Consider the following 20,305-nt stretch of genomic DNA (forward strand, 5'->3'; position numbering starts at 1 on the left):
TTGGATGAGCTCGCAGGAAAGCGAGGCCCTTCTTTCATGGGTTCAAGATGGTGCAGATCAGGGCGCGCGCATAGACTGGACGTTCAGAACGGATTGTTCTCAATTTGTGGACAACGAACGGAACTGTTCAGCAAATGACATGATGGTCAGTGGTCATCATTCGCACCCCTGACCCAGTAACCCGCCGTCACGAACGCAGTCTTTGGAAGACGTGCTTCTTCGCCAAGCATTTTCTTGACGGAACGTGCTTCGCCCTTCTCGCAGCCAACGAAAACATGCAGTCCATCAGCACCGGACCATGGACGGGACCGCAGTGCCCGCTCCAGCAATCCCGCCGTTCCAGCCTCTTGACCGTTGCGATAGAGCCAGTGCCAATTGACGTTCGCTTGAGACGAAATCTCCTGCCGCTCCTGGGGATTGTCGATTTCGGCATAAACCGTCAGCGTCTTGCCCGCTGGCATGTCTTCAGCCATTCGCAGCATCACAGGCAGCGCGGTTTCATCACCGGCAAAAACGTAATGATCTGCATCCGGTAGCTCGCCACCGGGACCAACGATGCCGACGAGATCGCCTGGAGAAGCCGTTGCACCGAAATGTGCACCGGGCATATCATCGCCCTCGTGCATGACAAAATCGAGATTGATCTCCCCGCGCAAGACACTGCCCGAACGGATGGTATAGACACGGCGCGACTGCTCGTCCTCGCCCTTGGCCCAAACGATGGCACCGGTTTTCGACAGATATGGCCACACCGGCGCGCGGTCCTGATCGGGAAGGATCAGGATGCGGACATGCAGACCGCCACTCATCAGCCGCTCGATGCCCTTATCGATGGCAATCACGACCCGTCGCATTCTCGGCGTCAGATTGTAAGCGCGCGCGACCCGACCGCTGAAGAGGTTGGGCATTTCCCGCATATCCGAGCCATGGCCTTCCCAGCGAAAGTCTAGAGACGTATCGCCGGTAAACTCAACGATATGTTCAGCCACCATGGCTTTGACGGACAGCAGGACATTTTCCGAAACACAATTGATCCTTGCCGCAAACCGCCCATTCTCGGCACCGAATGTGCCATTGCCGTAATCAGCTTCAAAGTGCAGCGCTTCACCCTCGCGGGTCATCGTCATGTACTCGGCGAAATGTTCGTGGAAAGCATCCACGATGGCGGCTGGATCGGGAAGAACGACAGATGTTTGCGCAGACAGAAGCACCGGCTTAAATCCTTCAGATTACAGTCCGGTTATCTTTAGATCACCCTTGTTCAAAGTGCAAAGCGGTTTTTGCCAAGTTCGATCACAGTTTTTCGGGCAATTGCCAATCGATCGGCTGGCGGCCACGCGAAACGAGAAATTCATTGGCTTTCGAAAAGTGGTGGTTTCCGAAAAACCCGTTATGGGCAGACAACGGCGACGGATGCGGTGATCTCAGAACAAGATGTTTCGTCTGATCCACGAATGCAGCTTTCTTCTGCGCGTAAGAACCCCAAAGCAGGAAAACGACACTATCGCATTGGTCATTCACGGTGCGGATGATGGCATCCGTAAACTTCTCCCAGCCCTGCCCTTGATGGGACGCAGCGCGCGCTTCTTCTACCGTGAGAACGCTGTTGAGCAACAAGACACCCTGACCGGCCCAGCTCTCCAGAAAGCCATGCTTCACCGGTGAAATACCCAGATCACTCTGCAATTCCTTGTAAATATTGACGAGCGAAGGCGGCGTTCGCACGCCTGGCTGTACGGAAAAGCAAAGTCCGTGTGCCTGTCCCGCGCCGTGATAGGGGTCCTGGCCCAGAATGACGACCTTCACTTCATTCAAGGGCGTCAAATCCAAAGCGCGAAAATATTCGCTCCCTTTGGGGAAAATATGCTTGCCGGCGTTCTTTTCAGCTAGCAGGAACTCTTTGAGCTTTTGCATGTAGGGGCTGGTGAATTCGACAGAAAGCGCACGCTTCCAGCTCTCGTCCAGTTTCACACCAACCTTTGCCATGAAAGTCCTCTTGATTATTTAAAACGTTCGCTGCGCTCGAGCACTTCGATCTTGTAGCCATCGGGATCGCAAATGAAGAAATATTTTGCGAAAGGGCCGCCCCTGTAGGCAGCGTTGATGATCTTACCCACGACAAGACCAAGCTCCGTCAAGCGGGCGTGTTCTGCTTCCACATCGTCGACGCTGACGGCTATGTGGCCGTAGCCATCGCCCAGCGCGTACGGCACCTCGCGACCCTTATTGATCGTCAGCTCAAGCTCGAAATCACCCTCGGCATTGCTGAGATAGACCAGTGTGTACGTGTCGAACTCGAAGCGTTCTGCAATGCCAAGACCAAAAGCCTGGCTATAAAAACCGACCGAACGCTTTTCGTCCAGCACCCGGACCATAGAGTGAATAAGTTTGGCCATGGTGTTTCCTTTGTCCTGCATCCTGCTGGCCCGCTTAAGCCACGGGCGTCCGGGCAGCCAAATAACGGCTGGAGCCCAGAGTTTCAACCCTTGAGGCCATTTCGCGTCTCACAGCGGATCGTCACACACCCGTTTGGCGTCACGCTTTCACACTATCATGACATGGAAACTCATGATAACGGCAGGCATGCGCGTCCTCTATCTCTGTCTTGGCTGGCTCATGGTTGTCACCGGTATCATCGGTGCTGTCATGCCTGTTTTGCCGACGACACCGTTTCTGCTGATCGCGCTCTGGTGCTTTTCCAAATCATCGCCAAAGCTTGAGGCGTGGCTTTTATCCCACCCCAAATTCGGACCGTCCTTACGCAGCTGGCGCGAAAAAGGCGCCATTCCCCGCAAGGCAAAAATCGCCGCCGTATCTTTGATGACAATGAGTTACGCCATTTTCTGGTTTGCTACGGAGCCAACGCCTCTCAGAGCCACACTCGTTGCCGCCTTGATGCTGGGTGCAGCGCTGTTCGTCACAACCCGACCGGAACCTTGACAGCCGACCTCAGCGGTGCCGCGATTGCGGCAGCACATAGGGAATGTGCCGCGCAGGAATGCGCCCGACCGTGCCGCCGATGCCATAGACCCGCGCAATGGTCTCGTCGTTGATGGTGTCGATCGATGGGCCGCAGGCTGTGATTTTGCCATGATGCATGACGATAAGTTGATCGGCAAACTCGGCGGCGAGATTGAGATCATGCAGAACCGCAAGCACGGTCCCACCATCACGCGCAAAATCGCGCGCGGTCTCCAGCACGGAAATCTGGTGGCCAAGATCGAGGCCTGATGTCGGCTCGTCCAGCAAAAGCGCTCTCGCTTCGCCGCTCTCCACCGCATAAGGCACCTGCGCCAAGGCACGCGCAAACTGCACCCGCTGTTGCTCTCCTCCGGACAGCATATTGTAGGACCGCCCCTCGAAACCGCTGAGGCCGACCTTGGCAAGCGCCTGCCTCGCCTGCGCCTCAGGCTTCAGCGAGCCTTGCGCCACAGCCCCCATGCGCACGATTTCCAGCGCCGTAAAGGGAAAGGACAGAACTGTACTCTGCGGTAAAACGGCACGAATGCGTGCCAGTTGCGCAGGTTTGAAGACGCCAACATCGATCTTGTGATAGGTGATATCCCCAGCATCGGCGGTCATCTCACCTGACAGCACCTTCATCAGAGTCGATTTTCCAGCGCCGTTCGGCCCGATGATGACGCTGAATGTGCCGGGCTCAAGCCTGATCGTGACCTCGTCCAGCAATCTACGCCCTGAACGGATTACGGTAACGCAACGTGTGGAAATCATGACACGTTCCTCAAACCAAGACCGTTGCCTTTACCCAGAAGCAGAAACAGGAAAACCGGCGCGCCGATCAGCGCGGTCACGACACCAATCGGCAACTCGGCGGGCGCGGCGACCGTGCGCGCAAAACTATCAGCCAGAAGCAGCAACCCTGCGCCACCAATGGCAGACGCGGGCAATAGAAAGCGATGAGAAGACCCGATCACCAGCCGCAACAGATGCGGCACGACGATACCGACAAAACCGATGGACCCGGCTGCGGCGACACTTGCCCCACAGGCAGCGGCGACCGCCAGAATGACGATGCGCTTCAGGCGTTGAACCGGAATACCCATATGAAAAGCAGCCGCATCCCCCAGGATCAGCGCATCCAACCCCTTTGAAACAAAGGGAATGCTGGCCATGATGACGATGAAAAACGGCAACGTCGTCCAAATCTTGAGCGGCGTCGCGCCACCCAGTGAACCCAAGCTCCAGAAGGTGATGTCACGTAGGGCACGGTCATCCGCCATGAAGATCATCAATCCCATAAGAGCGGCACTCAACGCTGCAACGGCAATACCGGCGAGGATCAGAACAGTGGTCGACGTCGCGCCGTTCCGGGTCGCGATCATGTAGAGCAGCAGCGTGTTCATCAACCCGCCGAAAAACGCCATCAGCGGCAGAAAGTGAACGCCGAACAAGGCGGATAGAGGCGTGAGCAGACTGCCACCCAGGGCCAGAGCGGCCACGGCACATAGTGCGGCACCCGACGTGACGCCGACAAGGCCGGGATCAGCCAGCGGGTTTCGGAAAAGGCCCTGCATCATAGCTCCGGAAACCGCCAGTGCAGCCCCGATCATGAGACCTAAACCGGTACGAGGCAGGCGAACGGCTTCTAGGATCACCCGGTCGCGTGGCTCCATGGTCTGTGAATGCCCGGTGAAATAGAGCCACAGCTCATGCAGGCCCACCCCAGTCGGACCGCTGGCGAGGGAGACGAGACTGGCCACGACGAGAAAAATACACAACGCCCCAAGGGTGATAGCGCCCTTGCGCGAACGATCGCCGGGAATGGGACCTGCGACCTCGGTCACAGCCAGCGCGCTCACGGTTTGATGACCTCGGGATACAGTTGCGAAGCCAATTCACGAGCGGCAGCGGGCGTGCGCGGACCAAAGCCGATCAGATACAATCCATCCATGCTGATCAGCGATTTGGAGGCCGCCGCCGGGGTGGACTGGAAGGCTGGAAGCGCAAAGATCTCATCGGGAGTTCCCGCATGATTGCCGCGCTGCATGGTTAAAACGACATCGGGCGCCGCGGCAATCACGGCCTCATCGGTCAGGGGCTTATACCCAGTTATTTCCTCAGCAGCGTTAATGCCACCGGCGAGTTCGATGATCGCTGCCGCTTCGGTGTCTTTTCCCGCTGCCATGATGCGTCCGCCAGCGGTAGAAAGAACGAAAAGTACCCGCTTTTTCTTGTCGCCAACAGCGCCAACGTCCTTGGCGAGCGTCGCGAGCTCGGAATTGACCTGCTCTGCAAGCACGTTTGCTTTGTCATCAAGGCCGACAGCCGCGCCGACATCCTTGATTTTCTTTGCGATGGCACTGCCTTCAGGCGGCGTGTCGACGGTCACCATCGGCACTTCGCTGGCTTTCAAAATGCCGATCACATCTGCTGGGCCTGCCCCATCCTCCGACAAAATGAGATCCGGCTTTTGCGACAGAATGCCTTCGGAGGAGAGCGCACGCATATAACCGACATCCGGTTTGGACAACGCGTCAGCGGGAAAACTGCTGGTCGAGTCACGCGCCACGATTCGATCTCCGGCACCCAGCGCGTATAGAATTTCCGTCACCGTGCCGCCAAGTGCAACGATCTGCTTCGCCTCGGGATTGCCCTTATCAGAAGCGTGGGCAGCGAGCGAAGACAATGCCAGCGCAACGGGAAAAGTGGCACCAAAAGCAAGCGAGCGAAGCAAATACGGCATGACATGATCCTGAACAATGCGGCGCGCGACAGCCTGCACGCCATATAAGTTGAGTTAATTACACATCTTTTAAAGCCACACAATCCGATAAGTTGACTATTTCCGTTATCTTTTATATCTCCGCTTTTCAGGGGTAGCGTGCCGGTATCCGGTACCGCACATTCAAAGGGAGACTATCGATGTTTATTGCCATGAACCGATTCCGCGTCGTGCCAGGCTTTGAGGAAGCGTTCGAAACCATCTGGCGCGAGCGCAAGCGTCATCTGGCTGAAATGCCCGGCTATCTGGAGTTCCACATGTTGAAGGGTGCGAAGGCTGACGATCATACGCTCTATGCCTCCCACACCCTGTGGGCCACGAAGGATGACTTCACCGCCTGGACGAAATCCGAGCAGTTCCGAGCAGCCCACGCCAATGCCGGTAACAATCGCGGCAAGGTCGAATATCTCTCCGGCCCGCATTTCGAAGGTTTTGACGTGATCATCCACGAAGACAAGGATGGGCAAGATCGTCCAGTTGCGGCGTGATGACGACCATGAGCGCAACAATTGAGAACGTCGATACGCGGCTTGAGCGCGCGAAAGCCGCTCTTGCCGAAAAGCCGGATGGCGTCGTGGAAGCCATTGCCGCCAAGGCAGATGTGACACCGGCAGACATTCTGGCACTTTTGCCGCGTGGCGCAGCCGTCTCAGCGCCTGCCGAAAAATTCGATGACATCTGGAATGAATTGCGCTCCTGGGGCGAAGTCCTGATGATCGTTCAGACGCCTGATATCGTCTTCGAGGTTCCCGGGCATCTGCCCGAGGGAACGGACGGACATGGCTGGTTCAACATTCATGGCGACAGTCCTATCGGAGGGCACATCAAGAAAGACAATTGCGCGTCGATCACGTTCATCGATCGGGAATTTCATGGGCGCCGGTCGCTTTCGGTCTGGTTCATGAATGCCAGTGGCAGCGCGATGTTCAAGCTCTTCGTGCGCCGTGACGAGAACAAGGATCTGCTGTCCGACCAGCTCTCGAAATTCGAGACGCTGCGCGACAGCTTTCTCGCCTGACAAGGATTGCAAGCCGCCACCGGAAATCTGGTGGCGGCTTTTCCTTTGAACATAGAATGTCGCTTCCGGCATGTCTCACCCCTCCCAACATGCCCTATCAATTCAAGGCCTTGGTAAGGCACGAGAGTGCTTTGCGCCAATCTCGACCTGCGCTATAGGCCGTTGCGACACATCATGAGGGAAAGCCGATGACGACCTATGTTTTGACCGTGGCCTGCCAATCCAAACGCGGCATCGTCGCTGCTATCTCGGGTTATCTGGCGGCGAAGGGTTGCAACATTGTCGACAGCTCCCAGTTCGACGACCTCGAAACCGGCAAGTTCTTCATGCGCGTCTCCTTCATTTCCGAAGAGGGCGAGAGCATGGAAGCGCTCCAGGCCGGCTTTGCTCCCATCTCCGTAGAGTTCGGCATGGATGCTGCTATCTACAGCGATGGCGAGCGCACCAAAACACTGCTGATGGTCTCGCGTTTCGGGCATTGCCTCAACGACCTGCTCTACCGCTGGAAGATCGGCGCACTACCCATCGACATTGTCGGCGTTGTCTCCAACCATTTCGAGTATCAGAAGGTCGTCGTCAATCACGACATTCCCTTCCACCACATCAAGGTGACGAAGGACAACAAGCCGAAGGCGGAAGCGCAGCTGATCGACCTGATCGAAACCAGCGGCACGGAACTGGTGGTGCTGGCCCGTTATATGCAGGTGCTGTCCGATGAAATGTGCCGCAAGATGTCGGGCCGCATCATCAACATCCACCACTCCTTCCTGCCGAGCTTCAAGGGTGCGAACCCCTATAAGCAGGCCTATGACCGTGGCGTGAAGCTGATCGGCGCCACGGCCCATTACGTCACTGCCGATCTCGATGAAGGTCCGATCATCGAACAGGACACGGTCCGCGTCACCCACGCGCAATCGGCGGAAGATTACGTGTCGCTGGGGCGCGATGTCGAAAGCCAGGTGCTGGCCCGCGCCATCCACGCCCACATCCACCATCGCACCTTCATCAATGGCAACCGCACTGTCGTCTTCCCACCCAGCCCCGGCTCCTATGCGTCAGAGCGGATGGGGTGACCTGACGGTAAACCATCGATCTTTATTTTTGGCGAGGAGCAACCGAGTTGCTTTCGAGGCCGTTTGTCCTGCGTTGTCACACACCAGAGGTCTCCCTCATGAAAAAGTTGATTATCGCCGGTGCCGCGCTCTTGCTCGCGGCAGGTTCGACGTTTGCCCAACAACCACCGCCGCCACCGCCAGCCGGTGGACCAGATGCTGGTCAACAGACGGACGCGCCACCGCCACCACCTCCGCCGCCAGGTGCTGGCCCCAGAGCGGAAGCCCCTCCTCCACCGCCCCTACCGCCTGGCCATTGGGGTCCGCGCGAGGGTGGCCCGAGAGACGGCGGCCCGCGTGAGCGTATGATGATGCCGCCACCACCTCCGCCATCGAAAGGCGCTCATTTCCGCCTCGAACAGGGCGAGACCAAGATCGACATCAAATGTGCCGATGACGAGCCGATGAAGGCGTGCGCCGACATCATGATGCAGTTGATCGACAAGATTAACGAGTAAATTCGCCTGATAGAGACGGAAGCGGCGCCAATACGCCGCTTCCTTAAAAGCGAACGGTCGCCTTCAGGCCTTTTCCAGACGCGCCGTCTTCCAGCATAAGCCGCCCATTGAAAAGCGATGCAATCTCCTCGACGATCGCAAGACCAAGACCCGCACCGGGTGCTGCGTTGCCGTCTCCTCTGGCAAAACGCTGGCGCACCACGCTGCGTTTTTCGGCTGAGATGCCAGGGCCGTTGTCCTCCACCTCGATGTAGGCCAACCCCTTGGTCTTCCCTACCCTGACCGTCACTTCCGCTCCGCGTCCCGCATAGGCGATGGCATTGCTGATGAGGTTACCGAGGAGCTCGCCGAGCAAAAGCGGCTCTGCCGGGATGCTGGCCGTTTCTACGTGTTCGAACCCCAGATCGATCCCTGCCTCGGCGGCGACAGGCACATAATCGGCGGTCACGGATTGGGCCAACGAGACAAGATCGACATCGACAAGGCTCTGCTGTTCCCCTGATCCGGCAGCGTCAATGTTCGCCATGCGTAAAAGCTGCGCCAGAATATGTTCCGCATGCGCGACTGAAGCATCACCTTTGTGCGCCGCGGCCTGCGCCTCCTGCAAGGTGGATGCCCGCGCCGACAGCGCAAGCTGGGTGCGGATGATGGCCAGCGGTGTTCGCAGCTGATGGCTGGCATTGCCGGTAAAATGCCTCAGCGCATCCAATGCCGATTGCAGCCGCACCATGAAGGAATTGACGGTTTCCACGAGGTTCTCGACCTCAACCGGCACTGATTGGCGGATGGGGTGCAAATCGTTGGGGCTGCGTTCATCAATGGCTTCGCTCAGCCGATAGAGCGGACGCAGCGAAATCGTCACGGCAATCCAGACGATGATGGCGGCACCGACAATCATGAAGAGAAGACGCAAGGCCGAGCGAATGATAATGGCCTGCGCTAAGCGACTGCGGGCAATCGTAGTTTCCGCAACAGTTACGGTAAACGGCACGGAATTCACACCCGTCGATGCAAAACGCTCGATTGCGGCCACACGAATAGGCTCGCCGCGAAATTCGGCATCTATGAAAATAGGCGTGTCGCTGCGCGCCTTTTCCACCGAAGGCAGGTTTTGATAGCCGGTCAGAAACTGACCGTTCGGGCCATCCACCCGGTAAAACACCCTGTCTTGCGCCGCCGATGTCAGCATTTCCAGTGCAACATATGGGATATCCACCTCAAGTGACCCATTCTCGGAGACGACGACCCGCTCGGCGATGGCCAAGGCGGAACCGGACAGCACCCGGTCGGAGACGATATTGGCCGTGTTGATGGCTTCGCGATAAGTATCGGCCAGCGCCACGCAGCCGATGATGGCGGTGGAAATCAGAAGCCAGCCCAGCAGACGCCGCCGCAGCGAATAGGCGGCTTGCCTCATTGCGCCATCTCCGGCAACTTTTCGAGATAATAACCGATGCCGCGTGCCGTCTTTACCGTCAGCCCATGGGGAGCAAGTCGCTTGCGCAGACGGCTGACATATTGCTCGATCGCATTGCCGGACAGCTCGTCGTCGAAACCCGTCAGCGATTGCACGATGGCTTCCTTTGCCACCACCTTTCCGGCCCGCATGAACAGCACTTCCAGAAGCGCTACTTCACGCGCAGGAATATCGAGCGGAATGCCCTCGGCGGAAAATGTGCGCGATGTCAGATCGAAAGAGACCCCTCCGAAATTGACGAGCGAAGAGCGCAAACCGGCATTGCGACGCAAAAGCACCCTCACCCGCGCTTCGAACTCGGTTATATCGAATGGCTTGGTCATATAGTCGTCAGCGCCGAGATCCAGTCCTTTCACCCGCTCTTCCGGCGTGCCACGCGCCGTCAGGATCATCACCGCCGCCTTGTCCTGGCGGTCACGCATCGAGCGCAGCACCTCGATGCCGTCCATTTCCGGCAGGTTAAGATCGAGAATGACCAGATCGAAATTTTCAGCGGCAATGGCGGCGTCAGCCGAAGCGCCGTCGGACACCACATCCACGGCGTAGCCGCTACCCCGCAACAACGCAGAAAGCCCTTCCGACAGAACCTGATTGTCCTCCACAAGCAGAATTCGCAAGCAGACGCCCTCCATTTGGATCGAATTTATCGAAGCCGTTCCGTCTTGTGAATGGCAAGGGCCTGCGGCATGATCTTTTCCATGCGTATTCTTCTATCCCTCTGTCTTTTCTTTGGTGTCGCCACCTGTTCGCAGGCGCAGCCGATGGTGTTTCCTGCCCTGTCCGGCAAGGCGGATGCAGAAACGCTCGTGGTCTATTCCTCGTTGGACGAACCTCTGGCAACCCCTATGATCGAGGGCTTCCAGAAGGCGAACCCGGATGTGGCGGTTTCCTACGAGGATATGCTGACGGGCGAGATTTACGACCGCATCGTCCGGGAAACAGATGCGGGTGAAAAAACCGCCGATTTCGCCTTCTCCTCCGCCATGGATCTTCAGGTCAAACTTAGCAATGACGGCTATGCCCAGCGATCCGACCTGCCGATGAGCGCACGCTGGCCCGCATGGGCCAACTGGCGCAACACGGCCTATGCGCTAACCTTCGAGCCCGCCGTCTTCGTCTACCATAAGCCGAGTTTCACCACGGAAAAGCCACCGGCCAGCCGCGCCGAATTCGTGGATTATCTGGAACGCCACGCGAAAGAGGTGCACGGGCGCATCGCGACCTATGACATCGAACGCTCCGGCGTCGGCTTCCTGTTCATGTCGCGCGATCAGGAACAGTTCGGCGATATCTGGAACGTCATCAAATCAATGGGAACGGCGGGCGTGAAGGTTTACTCCACCAGCTCCGCCATTCTGGAGCGCATTTCCGATGGCCGCTTTGTGCTGGGCTACAACATCCTCGGCTCCTACGCCGCGGATTGGGCCTCTCGGCATCCTGATGTCGGGATCGTGCTGCCCAAGGACTATACCGTCGTCATGTCGCGCATAGGACTGGTGCCGCAGGCGGCCAAGAATGCTGAACTCGGTCGCCGCTATCTGGAGTTCTTCATGTCCAAGGAAGGCCAGACCATCATGGCCCGGCAGTTGCAGATACCCGCCGTCAGCCCGGATGTGGCGGGAGAAAACACCGCCAACATGATGCAGGCCATCCACGGCGCACAATTGCGGCCGGTTCCCGTCAGTCCGGGATTGATGGTCTATCTCGATCAGGTCAAGCGCGCCCGCATTATCGAGCGCTGGAACGAAGCTTTGCGCGCCCAGTAGACGGATTTCAAAAATTAATAGAGAGTAAATACGCTGAGGAACTGCCAAGCGTCAGTTAGATGACAGCTTTCTATGGTGCTGTGCAATTCTTCGTTCATCCGTGGAGGCGGGCTGAAGAAGCGGGAGGAAAATCTCACAGGACAGATGGTTCGGGTTGCTATTGCCACCCTTGATGTCGTCCGTGCGCGCCCCTTCCGCGATCACAACAACAGTGCCGAAACGGCATACAAGGAGGGTTCCCTTTGAAGCATTTCCTCATCGCTTCGCTTCTCGCAGGCGCAATCGCACTTCCAGCAGCAGCAGCTGACTACACCATCATCGCACCGGCAAACCCCGGCGGTGGCTGGGACCAGACCGCGCGTTCGTTGCAGAGCGTGCTGCAGGAAGAAGGCATTTCCAAGCGCGTTCAGGTTCAGAACGTTCCAGGCGCTGGCGGCACCATCGGTCTCGCCCAGTTCGCAAGCCAGCAGAGCGGCAACCCGAATGCGCTCATCGTCGGCGGTTACGTCATGGTCGGCGCGATCCTCACCAACAAGGCTCCGGTTACGCTGAAGGAAGTCACGCCAATTGCGCGTTTGACCGGTGAGTACGAAGCCATCGTCGTTCCTGCATCGTCGCCCATCGAAAACATCGGCCAACTCATCGAGCAGCTCAAGAAAGATCCAGGCAGCGTATCATGGGGCGGCGGCTCCGCTGGCGGCACCGACCACATCACGGCTGGACTGATTGCCAAGGCTGCGGGTGTTGACCCGACGAAGATCAACTACATCGCCTATTCCGGTGGCGGCGAAGCGCTCGCTTCCATTCTCGGCGCACAGGTTACGGCCGGCATTTCCAGCTACGGCGAATTCGAAAGCCAGGTCAAGTCCGGCACCGTTCGCATTCTCGCCATCTCCAGCGAAGCAAAGCTCGACGGTATCGACGCCCCAACGCTGAAGGAAAGCGGCCTCGACGTCGTGATCCAGAACTGGCGCATGGTTGCTGCCCCTCCAGGGCTGACACCTGAGCAGGAAAAGGCCGTTGGTGCCGATATCGAAAAGCTGGTGAAGTCTGCCAAGTGGCAGGAAACACTGAAAACCAAGGGCTGGATGGACACCTATCTTGCTGGCGATGCCTTCAAGGCACAGCTTGAAAAAGACACCGCTTCGACAGAAACCATTCTCAAAGATATCGGACTGGTAAAATGAGCCAGGGTTCATCCCCTTCCCAACCCACAAAGCGCCGCCCTGATTGGGCGGCGTTCGCCATCGCCGTGTTTCTGGTCGCCATTGCAGCCGTCATTTTCTGGGATTCGGCACGGCTTGCCAGCGTCACCGGCTATTCTCCGGTTGGCCCGGCAACCGTTCCCTACGCCATTGGTGCCTGTCTTATCGGGCTGGCGATCTGGACGGCGGTCGAAGCGTGGCGCAACGAGTTTCCGACCCGTGAAAAACAGGAAATGGGACCTGTGTTCTGGGTTATCGCGGGTCTTGCCGCACAGATGCTGCTCCTGAAAATCGCCGGGTTCTCGATTGCCACAGGCCTGCTCTTCGCGTTCACGGCGCGCGCCTTCGGTAGACGCAAGCTCTGGTATTCGATCCCGATCGGTATCGTTTTCAGCTTCGTCATCTGGGTCATCTTTGCGCAACTTCTGCAATTGTCGCTGCCCGCTGGCCCATTGGAACGGCTGTTTTTCTAACGGTCGATCCACTCGATAAACAACGAAGATATGAAGCCTTGGCGCCCGCATTCTAAGGGCAGCGAGGGCTTCACCCGACAGGGGGACAACTGTCCATGAGCACTTTTGAGTTTCTGCTACAAGGTATCGCGATAGCTGCGCAACCGATGAACCTTCTCTACGCGCTGATCGGTGTCACGCTTGGCACAGCCGTGGGCGTTCTGCCCGGCATTGGCCCTGCGCTGACCGTCGCGCTGCTGCTTCCGGTCACCTACCGGCTCGATCCTGCCGGATCGCTCATCATGTTTGCCGGTATCTATTATGGCGGCATGTATGGCGGCTCGACGACATCGATCCTCCTCAACACGCCCGGGGAAAGTGCGTCCATCGTTACCGCGCTGGAGGGCAACAAGATGGCCCGAGCGGGGCGCGGAGGACCGGCCTTGGCAACCGCTGCCATCGGCTCCTTCGTTGCGGGGCTGATCGCCACCATCGCGCTTGCCTTCGTCGCACCTTACATCGTTAAGCTGGCGCTGGTTTTCGGTCCGCGTGAATATTTCGCGCTGATGGTGCTGGCCTTCGTCACCGTGTCCTCTGCCTTCGGTGATTCCGCCCTGCGTGGCCTCACCTCACTCTTCATCGGCTTTACGCTTGCCATCGTCGGCATCGACCAGTTGACCGGCCAGACACGCATGAGCTTCGGCGTTCCCGATCTGCTGGATGGCGTGGAAGTCACTACACTGGCGGTCGCCATGTTCGCCATCGGCGAAACACTGTTCATCGTCGCACAAGGCCAGAGCGGCGACGAAAAGGTCGAAGCCGTCAAGGGTTCGGTCTGGATGAGCGCGCAGGATTGGGCACGGTCGTGGAAGCCATGGCTGCGCGGCACATTGATCGGCTTCCCGATTGGCGCAATGCCTGCAGGCGGCGCTGAAATCGGTACGTTCCTGTCCTATGCGACGGAAAAGAAGCTGTCGAAGCACCCGGAAGAATTCGGCCACGGCGCCATCGAGGGTGTCGCCGGTCCGGAAGCGGCCAACAATGCATCCGCTGCCGGCACACTCGTGCCGCTCCTGACGCTCGGTCTGCCGACAACCGCAACCGCTGCCATCATGCTGGCCGGCTTCCAGCAGTTCGGCCTTCAGCCAGGTCCTCTGCTGTTTGCGACCAACCCGCAGCTCGTCTGGGGTCTGATCGCCAGCCTGTTCATCGCCAATGTCATGCTGCTGGTTCTCAACCTGCCGTTGATCGGCCTATGGGTAAAGCTGCTGACCATTCCCAAGCCTTGGCTCTATGCAGGCATTCTGCTGTTTGCAACGCTCGGTACGATTGGTGCCAACCCGTCGGTGTTCGAACTCGGCATGCTGCTCGCCTTTGGTATCCTTGGCTACATCATGCGTATCTTCGGCTACCCGATTGCGCCTGCCGTCGTCGGCCTCATCCTCGGACCACTCGCCGAACAGCAGTTACGCCGTGCGCTGGCCATCGGACAGGGAGATCCCTCCGTGCTGTTCACATCGTGGATTGCGGTCGCGCTGTTTGCCGTCGCAGCTGCCGCCTTCCTCATCCCGTTGATCATGCGCATTCGCGGACGCGGCCAGGTGCTGACACAGCTTGCTGCCAACGAAGACTGACAAAGCAATCCTCCCAAGGACCCTGCCCCGCATTCGAAAGAATGCGGGGCTTTTTTATGTCTGGAACGCAAATGCTACGGGTTGGTTATGATTGTATGACTGAGCTTGAACCGAGGAACACGGGAATGAACAAACTCGCTGCTCTCTTGTGCGCCGTCGCACTTGCCTCATGCACGACCGCGACATCCACCGTTGAACCCATCCCTGGCAGCATCACTTATGGCGGACAGCCGCGAACGAAGCTCACCAAGTCGCCCGTTGGAAGCACGTTGAGCCACGATTTCAATATGGGAGATGGTCGGCGTGCTCACGAGACGTACCGCATTGCGCCGGACCGCTCCCTCATCCTGATGAACCGTGTGATCATGAGCGATTTACCTCCTGACCGGTAAGCACCACACGAAATGTTTCAGACACAGATAGATTTTGGAACGACTGCCGCTCCCACTCGTTGCTTTCTCGAACGTCCCAAAACAATAAAGTAACGAGCGGTGTTTCAGGAGAAGAAAATGAGAACCCATAAGACCAGAAACGATTTACCCTCCAACGCAAAAGCAACGGTCATCGGACTTCTGAACGAGGCACTAGCCTCTGTTATCGACCTGTCGCTGGTCACCAAGCAGGCCCACTGGAACCTCAAAGGTCCACAATTCATCGCGATCCACGAACTCTTGGACAAATTCCGCACATCACTGGACAAGCACAGTGACACGATCGCGGAGCGCGCTGTGCAGCTCGGGGGCACCGCGCTAGGAAGCGTCCAGTCGGTATCTTCGACCTCCAAGCTCAAAGCCTACCCGACAGACATCTTCAAAATTCACGACCATCTGGATGAACTCATCGAGCGCTACGGCGACGTTGCGAACCTGATCCGTAAATCCATCGATGAAGCGGACGATGCCGGTGATGCCAATACCGCCGATATCTTCACTGCCGCATCGCGTGATCTGGATAAGTCGCTTTGGTTTCTGGAAGCCCATGTTCAGGAAAAAGCCTGATACAAACAAAAGCGCCCGGGCAACCGGGCGCTTGGACTATTCGTACCTGTAGACGTCAATGACGTCTGAGAACCGCTTTACCAATATCACGCAACATATCGTGATCCCAAATACCCCGTTGAGCACTTCGGATTAGAACGGCTGCACATTTATTGGCGACGTCACTGCTGCGGTCTTCAAGGCATTCAAAGCACACGCCATCGAATATAGTTTGCAGATCAGTGACCTGCTGGGGCGACAACTGTGCGCCGACACGTTCAAAAGCCACATAAGACAAGACTTATCCTCCCAAGACATGCCAAATGCTGACGTTCATTTTACTGAACGCTTAAGTTCTACACCGCATCGAATCAGATGTCGAATCTGATTTTAACGAATTATCAATGATTGATTTCGTGAGTTTGCAGAAGATGTCCGACCGTTGCTATATTGTCGTCTCTGAAAATCGCCAGCAGCGGTGCGTGGAAGGAATATATATTTTTTCTAAAGCGAGAGAACACCAATTGCCGAGAGCGCCTTTTCAACGCTTTGCTGTGAAACAGGCTTGGTTATGAATATCGCCCCAGGTGGCAAAATACCCTCCGCGGGAGTGTAACGTCCGGAAATAACCACGACCTTGATATGCGGCCAACGTCGATGCGCAACGTTGGCAAGGCCCAGACCGTTGATTGACCCAGGCATGTCGATATCGGTCAGGATGGCGCTGATAGACTGCTGTCGCTCGAGTACCATCACCGCCTGATCAGCCGTCGAAGCCTCATATGCCAGACAGCCAAGATCGGAGATCATATCGACGAGATCAAGTCGGATGAGCCCATCGTCCTCAACGACGAGAAGGCGTGGTTGCTCTTGCATTGCTAATGCTCCCGCTGGAAACTGACCAGCTCTGCCGAAATCCGGCAGCGCACGCCGCGTGCGTCATAGTCGATCTCGACGCGGCTGTCATCGGCGCCGGCAAGGCCCGCCTTGATCAAACGAGAACCGGACCCTTCCTTTTCGGGCGCGACAACCGCAGGGCCGCCTCTTTCGCTCCAGACAAGCTCAAACCGTTCGGGATGATGCTCAACGACGTCCCAATGAATATTCACCTTGCCGTCCGGCGATGACAGCGCTCCATATTTGATCGCGTTGGTCGCCAGCTCATGCAGAATGAGTGACAGCGAGAGCGACGGGCGCGAACCGACCCTCAATTTCGGTCCTGATACAAAAATCCTTGGCGCCATGGGATCGTCGTGCAGTTGCATCATCTGGTTGACGAGTTTGTGGACCTCGGATGTTCCTATTCCGCCCAGAATAACCGTATCATGCGCTGCGCTTAAGACACCGATACGATCGGAGAGCGTCCGCCTGGCGGATGAAATATCCTTGGCCGTCCTCAGTGTTTGCGACGCAATCGCCTGCACCATGGCAAGTTGGTTTTTCAGACGGTGGCCGAGTTCGTGGGATATCAATTCCCGGTGCTTCTGCTCTGCAAGACGCTCGGTCACGTCCTGGGCTTGGACCAGAATACCAATGATCTCTCCGCAAGACGATCGCATGGCCTGATAGACAAGGTCGATCATACGCTTTTGCCGCTCGCCGGACGGCCCACGATTAAGCTCGACCGGCACGGCACGCGCAGAAAAAGGCTCCCCTGTCCTGTACACCGCGTCAAGCAGATCGATAAAGCCCTGCCGAACGACCTCAGAAACGGCCTCAGCCACCGGCTTTCCGATAATGTCGCGGCCAACGCCGATCATCGAGTAATATTCCTCATTCGCAAATTCGAACACATGCGTCGGGCCATTCAGCATGGCGATACCCGCAGGCGACATTTCGAAGATTTGAAGCAACTTCTCCTGCTGGCTCTTCTGTTCTCGCCGAAGCATGATTTCGGTGGTGATTTCAGAGCATGCGCAGAACATGCCCAGAACCACACCATCACGGTCGCGGACTGGGGTATAAGAGAAAGAGAAATGCGTTTCTTCCGGATAGCCCTTGCGATGCATGATGAATTCGATGTCATCCATCGAAGTCCCCTGCCCAGCATAGGCCGCCGATATGATCGGCTCGACACCATCCCAAATGTCGAACCAAAGATCTTTGAATGGATGTGCAAAGGCGGCAGGATGACGATTGCCGCACATCTCTGCATAGCCATCATTGTAAAGTGTGATCTGCTCCGGTCCCCACACCATCAACATGGGCTGGAGTGACCCGAGCATCACGTTGACGAGCGTCTGCAATTCAACGGGCCATTCATCCGGCAATCCCAGCGGACTTTGCTCCCAAGCAAAATCCCGGAATAAATCCCCGCATTCGCCACCGCCGATGAATTTCAAAATAGTCCCCGCACGTACTGCACCCAAACGCTACAATTCCCAGCGCCGGATTTCGTTCCAAAAAAAGACAGGCTTTCCGTCGTATGTAAAAAATTGCGTTAATCCCTTAAAACGCAAGCGCTTCGGAGGTCATCAACGAAAGATCAGACTGCATATCTCAAGTTGAGGTAAGCACCCAAAACAACATTCGCCACCGCGTTAGGCATAGGTCAATTTTTTAAACTGCGGTGCGTTACTTGGCAAATGCGCGTTCGAATTGTCCTCGAGATTATCATCCTCCCTTGTCAAAGTTCCGGATACCCAGAATCGCGGTCGTTCCAGGATGCGAGGGAGCGACGCTGGGGAGAGCTTCTTCGACGATGCCTGTCCCCTGCCTTGATTTCTGCGAGAGCTTAGCTGTTTTTGTCACCGCAGATGTCAGCGAAACGGATGCTGTGACGAGGGAAGGACGCAAATGTCCTTTCGAAAAAAACATGACGTGGCATCGCCGCGACCGCCTGATTGAACCAAGGATAATGGCGGGAAGGCGACATTGTTGGACAATAGTGCGCCGCGCCATGCTTATTCATTTTATGTAACTAATATGGAACGAAAGACCGTAGAGGCGGTTAGATCACCACGGAGCCGCAGAGACTGGCCCGCATGAGAGGAAACCACCATGAAGAAGATCATTGTTGCGGCAGCGCTGCTTGGCGCGTCCGCTCTTTCCGCTATGGCCCAGACGACACCAGCACCGACCGCTGACGGCAGCACCCCCGCAGTCGCCACGCCGGGTGCAAACAATGCACCCGCCCCTGTAGAAGGCGCCAACAGCTTCACGGAAGAACAGGCCAAGACACGCATGGAAGAAAACGGCGTGACGGGTGTCAAAGAGCTCATGAAGAACGATAAGGGCATCTGGATGGCATCGGGCATGAAGGACGGCAAGACCGTCTCTGTCGCTCTGGACTACCAGGGCAACGTCGTCGCCAAGTAAGCCAACACAATTTGAGGATGAATCCATGAAAACTGTCACAGGACTATTCGACGACCATTCCGATGCGCGCGCTGCGGTTAACGCCCTTGAGGCACATGGTGTGCCGTCGGGCGACATCAGCATCGTTTCGAACAATCACAACACCGATGGTCACCACCGTGGCGATGTCGATGGCGAATCCAAAGCCGCCGAAGGTGCGGGCACTGGTGCCGGTATCGGCGCAGTCGTTGGTGGCGCAGGCGGCCTCCTGACAGGTCTCGGTATTATGGCGATCCCGGGTGTAGGTCCCGTTGTCGCAGCAGGCTGGCTTGCAGCGACGGCCGCTGGCGTTGTTGCAGGCGCGGTCACTGGTGGTGCAGCAGGCGGGATCGTTGGCGCGCTCACAGGCTCCGGCGTATCCGAGGAAGATGCACATGTATACGCCGAAGGTGTACGCCGCGGCGGTACGATTGTCACCGCCCGTGTCGATGAAGCAATGGTACCCGAAGCAGAAGCGATCCTGCAGCGATCCAACTGGGTCGACCCAACTGAACGCAGAACAGCCTACAATCAGGAAGGCTGGAAGCAGTTCGACGACACACTCGATCCGTACGATGCAGACCAGATCGCTAAGGAACGCGACCGCCACCCCCGCCCTGGCCTGTAAGCCTTAATTGGAGAGCTCAGACCTTGCCTCATGCCAAGGCTGACACGCTCGACCAGCAAGATCGAATAGAGGGTCGCCTGCAAAGGCGGCCCTTTTCGTTGCGTGAGATTTTCGCTGGAAATGCAAAAAAGGCTTGAGAACGAGAATCGGATATCACAGCCGTGTGTGGCCGCGCCGACACTTCGGCAGACGCTCCAAACAGATCAGCCTGCCTTGGCAAGGTGTTACTGAAAAGCAAAAATAACAGGCGAAGTCATTCTTTGACACGAGACTTGGAAAAGTGAGAAATTCCGGCTTCCTGTGTCAAAATTCCGAAACGCGCTACAGCCTACAACCGTGACTAATTCGCTCTAAATATTGAAATCATTGAGAGATTAATGGTAGCGGGAGAGGGACTTGAACCCCCGACACGCGGATTATGATTCCGCTGCTCTAACCACCTGAGCTACCCCGCCACAGAGGGACGTGACAGTTGCGTTACTATCCGTCCCTAAGGATG

The 20,305-nt window shown here is 57.0% G+C and carries 23 protein-coding genes and 1 tRNA gene; 13 read left to right on the plus strand and 11 right to left on the minus strand.

Annotation, left to right across the window (positions count from 1 at the left end; all coding sequences use genetic code 11):
- Positions 1 to 146: 146 nt before the first annotated feature.
- The 3 genes from RMR21_RS11385 to RMR21_RS11395 all read right to left on the minus strand — a co-directional run bounded on the left by RMR21_RS11385 (position 147) and on the right by RMR21_RS11395 (position 2,396).
- Entirely contained in the window at positions 147 to 1,211 is a 1,065-nt protein-coding gene (locus RMR21_RS11385; RefSeq protein WP_498668127.1) for a DUF2218 domain-containing protein, read from the minus strand.
- Positions 1,212 to 1,293: 82 nt separating this feature from the next.
- Positions 1,294 to 1,986: a uracil-DNA glycosylase gene (ung, locus tag RMR21_RS11390; RefSeq protein ID WP_498668128.1), complete on the minus strand. Its 693-nt coding sequence runs from the start codon at positions 1,984 to 1,986 to the stop codon at positions 1,294 to 1,296.
- Between the two features lie 14 nt (positions 1,987 to 2,000).
- Entirely contained in the window at positions 2,001 to 2,396 is a 396-nt protein-coding gene (locus RMR21_RS11395; protein ID WP_498668129.1) for a VOC family protein, read from the minus strand.
- A 187-nt stretch (positions 2,397 to 2,583) separates the two neighbouring features.
- Here RMR21_RS11395 and RMR21_RS11400 point away from each other — a divergent pair, with 187 nt between their 5' ends.
- Positions 2,584 to 2,940, plus strand: a complete 357-nt coding sequence (locus RMR21_RS11400) for a YbaN family protein (protein WP_498670144.1) — start codon at positions 2,584 to 2,586, stop codon at positions 2,938 to 2,940.
- A gap of 9 nt (positions 2,941 to 2,949) precedes the next feature.
- On the opposite strand, the gene RMR21_RS11405 is transcribed toward RMR21_RS11400, so the two are convergent.
- The 3 genes from RMR21_RS11405 to RMR21_RS11415 are packed head-to-tail and all read right to left on the minus strand — an operon-like array spanning position 2,950 to position 5,704.
- Positions 2,950 to 3,732, minus strand: a complete 783-nt coding sequence (locus RMR21_RS11405; RefSeq protein WP_498668130.1) for a heme ABC transporter ATP-binding protein — start codon at positions 3,730 to 3,732, stop codon at positions 2,950 to 2,952.
- Complete coding sequence (locus RMR21_RS11410; protein WP_498668131.1) at positions 3,729 to 4,820, minus strand: FecCD family ABC transporter permease; 1,092 nt, start codon at positions 4,818 to 4,820, stop codon at positions 3,729 to 3,731. The genes RMR21_RS11405 and RMR21_RS11410 overlap by 4 nt, the downstream gene beginning before the upstream one ends.
- Positions 4,817 to 5,704, minus strand: a complete 888-nt coding sequence (locus RMR21_RS11415) for a heme/hemin ABC transporter substrate-binding protein (protein ID WP_498668132.1) — start codon at positions 5,702 to 5,704, stop codon at positions 4,817 to 4,819. Before RMR21_RS11415 ends, RMR21_RS11410 begins: the two co-directional genes overlap by 4 nt.
- A gap of 179 nt (positions 5,705 to 5,883) precedes the next feature.
- Here RMR21_RS11415 and hmuQ point away from each other — a divergent pair, with 179 nt between their 5' ends.
- The 4 genes from hmuQ (at position 5,884) to RMR21_RS11435 (ending at position 8,331) form a co-directional block, all read left to right on the plus strand.
- Positions 5,884 to 6,231: a heme-degrading protein HmuQ gene (gene hmuQ, locus RMR21_RS11420; protein ID WP_498668133.1), complete on the plus strand. Its 348-nt coding sequence runs from the start codon at positions 5,884 to 5,886 to the stop codon at positions 6,229 to 6,231.
- Between the two features lie 8 nt (positions 6,232 to 6,239).
- Positions 6,240 to 6,761 (plus strand): heme utilization cystosolic carrier protein HutX, encoded by a 522-nt coding sequence (gene hutX, locus RMR21_RS11425; RefSeq protein WP_498668134.1) that lies wholly within the window; start codon positions 6,240 to 6,242, stop codon positions 6,759 to 6,761.
- 188 nt (positions 6,762 to 6,949) lie between these two features.
- A complete protein-coding gene (gene purU / locus RMR21_RS11430; protein ID WP_498668135.1) occupies positions 6,950 to 7,834 on the plus strand; it encodes a formyltetrahydrofolate deformylase in 885 nt (294 codons plus the stop codon).
- Positions 7,835 to 7,932: 98 nt separating this feature from the next.
- Positions 7,933 to 8,331 (plus strand): hypothetical protein, encoded by a 399-nt coding sequence (locus RMR21_RS11435; RefSeq protein ID WP_498668136.1) that lies wholly within the window; start codon positions 7,933 to 7,935, stop codon positions 8,329 to 8,331.
- 43 nt (positions 8,332 to 8,374) lie between these two features.
- Here RMR21_RS11435 and RMR21_RS11440 read toward each other — a convergent pair whose 3' ends face one another.
- Together RMR21_RS11440 and RMR21_RS11445 are read right to left on the minus strand one after the other, a co-directional pair.
- Positions 8,375 to 9,748 (minus strand): sensor histidine kinase, encoded by a 1,374-nt coding sequence (locus RMR21_RS11440; RefSeq protein WP_498668137.1) that lies wholly within the window; start codon positions 9,746 to 9,748, stop codon positions 8,375 to 8,377.
- Positions 9,745 to 10,425, minus strand: a complete 681-nt coding sequence (locus RMR21_RS11445) for a response regulator (protein ID WP_498668138.1) — start codon at positions 10,423 to 10,425, stop codon at positions 9,745 to 9,747. The genes RMR21_RS11440 and RMR21_RS11445 overlap by 4 nt, the downstream gene beginning before the upstream one ends.
- 81 nt (positions 10,426 to 10,506) lie before the next feature.
- On the opposite strand from RMR21_RS11445, the gene RMR21_RS11450 reads away from it, so the two are divergent.
- From RMR21_RS11450 to dps, 6 genes are all read left to right on the plus strand, one after another.
- Positions 10,507 to 11,574, plus strand: coding sequence for an ABC transporter substrate-binding protein (locus RMR21_RS11450; RefSeq protein WP_498670145.1), 1,068 nt, complete (start codon positions 10,507 to 10,509; stop codon positions 11,572 to 11,574).
- Positions 11,575 to 11,816: 242 nt separating this feature from the next.
- Entirely contained in the window at positions 11,817 to 12,761 is a 945-nt protein-coding gene (locus RMR21_RS11455) for a Bug family tripartite tricarboxylate transporter substrate binding protein (RefSeq protein ID WP_498668139.1), read from the plus strand.
- Entirely contained in the window at positions 12,758 to 13,252 is a 495-nt protein-coding gene (locus RMR21_RS11460; RefSeq protein WP_498668140.1) for a tripartite tricarboxylate transporter TctB family protein, read from the plus strand. The genes RMR21_RS11455 and RMR21_RS11460 overlap by 4 nt, the downstream gene beginning before the upstream one ends.
- A gap of 95 nt (positions 13,253 to 13,347) precedes the next feature.
- Positions 13,348 to 14,865 (plus strand): tripartite tricarboxylate transporter permease, encoded by a 1,518-nt coding sequence (locus RMR21_RS11465; RefSeq protein ID WP_498668141.1) that lies wholly within the window; start codon positions 13,348 to 13,350, stop codon positions 14,863 to 14,865.
- Between the two features lie 125 nt (positions 14,866 to 14,990).
- Entirely contained in the window at positions 14,991 to 15,257 is a 267-nt protein-coding gene (locus tag RMR21_RS11470) for a hypothetical protein (RefSeq protein ID WP_498668142.1), read from the plus strand.
- Positions 15,258 to 15,374: 117 nt separating this feature from the next.
- Positions 15,375 to 15,863, plus strand: coding sequence for a DNA starvation/stationary phase protection protein Dps (dps, locus tag RMR21_RS11475; RefSeq protein WP_498668143.1), 489 nt, complete (start codon positions 15,375 to 15,377; stop codon positions 15,861 to 15,863).
- Positions 15,864 to 16,346: 483 nt separating this feature from the next.
- Here dps and RMR21_RS11480 read toward each other — a convergent pair whose 3' ends face one another.
- On the minus strand, positions 16,347 to 16,718 hold the full coding sequence (locus tag RMR21_RS11480; protein WP_498668144.1) for a response regulator: 372 nt from the start codon (positions 16,716 to 16,718) through the stop codon (positions 16,347 to 16,349).
- A 2-nt stretch (positions 16,719 to 16,720) separates the two neighbouring features.
- Positions 16,721 to 18,184: a sensor histidine kinase gene (locus RMR21_RS11485; RefSeq protein ID WP_498668145.1), complete on the minus strand. Its 1,464-nt coding sequence runs from the start codon at positions 18,182 to 18,184 to the stop codon at positions 16,721 to 16,723.
- Positions 18,185 to 18,842: 658 nt separating this feature from the next.
- Between RMR21_RS11485 and RMR21_RS11490 the strand changes: the two genes are divergently transcribed.
- Together RMR21_RS11490 and RMR21_RS11495 are read left to right on the plus strand one after the other, a co-directional pair.
- Positions 18,843 to 19,160: a PepSY domain-containing protein gene (locus RMR21_RS11490; RefSeq protein ID WP_498668146.1), complete on the plus strand. Its 318-nt coding sequence runs from the start codon at positions 18,843 to 18,845 to the stop codon at positions 19,158 to 19,160.
- 25 nt (positions 19,161 to 19,185) lie between these two features.
- Complete coding sequence (locus tag RMR21_RS11495; RefSeq protein ID WP_498668147.1) at positions 19,186 to 19,806, plus strand: hypothetical protein; 621 nt, start codon at positions 19,186 to 19,188, stop codon at positions 19,804 to 19,806.
- 378 nt (positions 19,807 to 20,184) lie between these two features.
- Here the strand turns inward: RMR21_RS11495 and RMR21_RS11500 are convergent.
- Positions 20,185 to 20,261: transfer RNA gene (locus RMR21_RS11500), tRNA-Met, on the minus strand.
- Positions 20,262 to 20,305 lie beyond the last annotated feature (44 nt).

The organism is Agrobacterium sp. rho-8.1 (genome assembly GCF_033957725.1).
Classification (GTDB): Bacteria; Pseudomonadota; Alphaproteobacteria; order Rhizobiales; family Rhizobiaceae; genus Agrobacterium.

What these genes read in the sequence shown, in the direction of transcription:
- RMR21_RS11400 (WP_498670144.1), top strand. Translation starts at nt 2,584, where the DNA reads ATGCGCGTCCTCTATCTCTGTCTTGGCTGGCTCATGGTTGTCACCGGT.
- hmuQ (WP_498668133.1), top strand. Translation starts at nt 5,884, where the DNA reads ATGTTTATTGCCATGAACCGATTCCGCGTCGTGCCAGGCTTTGAGGAA.
- RMR21_RS11435 (WP_498668136.1), top strand. Translation starts at nt 7,933, where the DNA reads ATGAAAAAGTTGATTATCGCCGGTGCCGCGCTCTTGCTCGCGGCAGGT.
- RMR21_RS11495 (WP_498668147.1), top strand. Translation starts at nt 19,186, where the DNA reads ATGAAAACTGTCACAGGACTATTCGACGACCATTCCGATGCGCGCGCT.
- RMR21_RS11465 (WP_498668141.1), top strand. Translation starts at nt 13,348, where the DNA reads ATGAGCACTTTTGAGTTTCTGCTACAAGGTATCGCGATAGCTGCGCAA.
- RMR21_RS11405 (WP_498668130.1), bottom strand. Translation starts at nt 3,732, where the DNA reads ATGATTTCCACACGTTGCGTTACCGTAATCCGTTCAGGGCGTAGATTG.
- RMR21_RS11415 (WP_498668132.1), bottom strand. Translation starts at nt 5,704, where the DNA reads ATGCCGTATTTGCTTCGCTCGCTTGCTTTTGGTGCCACTTTTCCCGTT.
- dps (WP_498668143.1), top strand. Translation starts at nt 15,375, where the DNA reads ATGAGAACCCATAAGACCAGAAACGATTTACCCTCCAACGCAAAAGCA.
- RMR21_RS11480 (WP_498668144.1), bottom strand. Translation starts at nt 16,718, where the DNA reads ATGCAAGAGCAACCACGCCTTCTCGTCGTTGAGGACGATGGGCTCATC.
- RMR21_RS11395 (WP_498668129.1), bottom strand. Translation starts at nt 2,396, where the DNA reads ATGGCCAAACTTATTCACTCTATGGTCCGGGTGCTGGACGAAAAGCGT.
- RMR21_RS11490 (WP_498668146.1), top strand. Translation starts at nt 18,843, where the DNA reads ATGAAGAAGATCATTGTTGCGGCAGCGCTGCTTGGCGCGTCCGCTCTT.
- RMR21_RS11460 (WP_498668140.1), top strand. Translation starts at nt 12,758, where the DNA reads ATGAGCCAGGGTTCATCCCCTTCCCAACCCACAAAGCGCCGCCCTGAT.
- RMR21_RS11450 (WP_498670145.1), top strand. Translation starts at nt 10,507, where the DNA reads ATGCGTATTCTTCTATCCCTCTGTCTTTTCTTTGGTGTCGCCACCTGT.
- ung (WP_498668128.1), bottom strand. Translation starts at nt 1,986, where the DNA reads ATGGCAAAGGTTGGTGTGAAACTGGACGAGAGCTGGAAGCGTGCGCTT.
- RMR21_RS11440 (WP_498668137.1), bottom strand. Translation starts at nt 9,748, where the DNA reads ATGAGGCAAGCCGCCTATTCGCTGCGGCGGCGTCTGCTGGGCTGGCTT.
- RMR21_RS11470 (WP_498668142.1), top strand. Translation starts at nt 14,991, where the DNA reads ATGAACAAACTCGCTGCTCTCTTGTGCGCCGTCGCACTTGCCTCATGC.
- hutX (WP_498668134.1), top strand. Translation starts at nt 6,240, where the DNA reads ATGAGCGCAACAATTGAGAACGTCGATACGCGGCTTGAGCGCGCGAAA.
- purU (WP_498668135.1), top strand. Translation starts at nt 6,950, where the DNA reads ATGACGACCTATGTTTTGACCGTGGCCTGCCAATCCAAACGCGGCATC.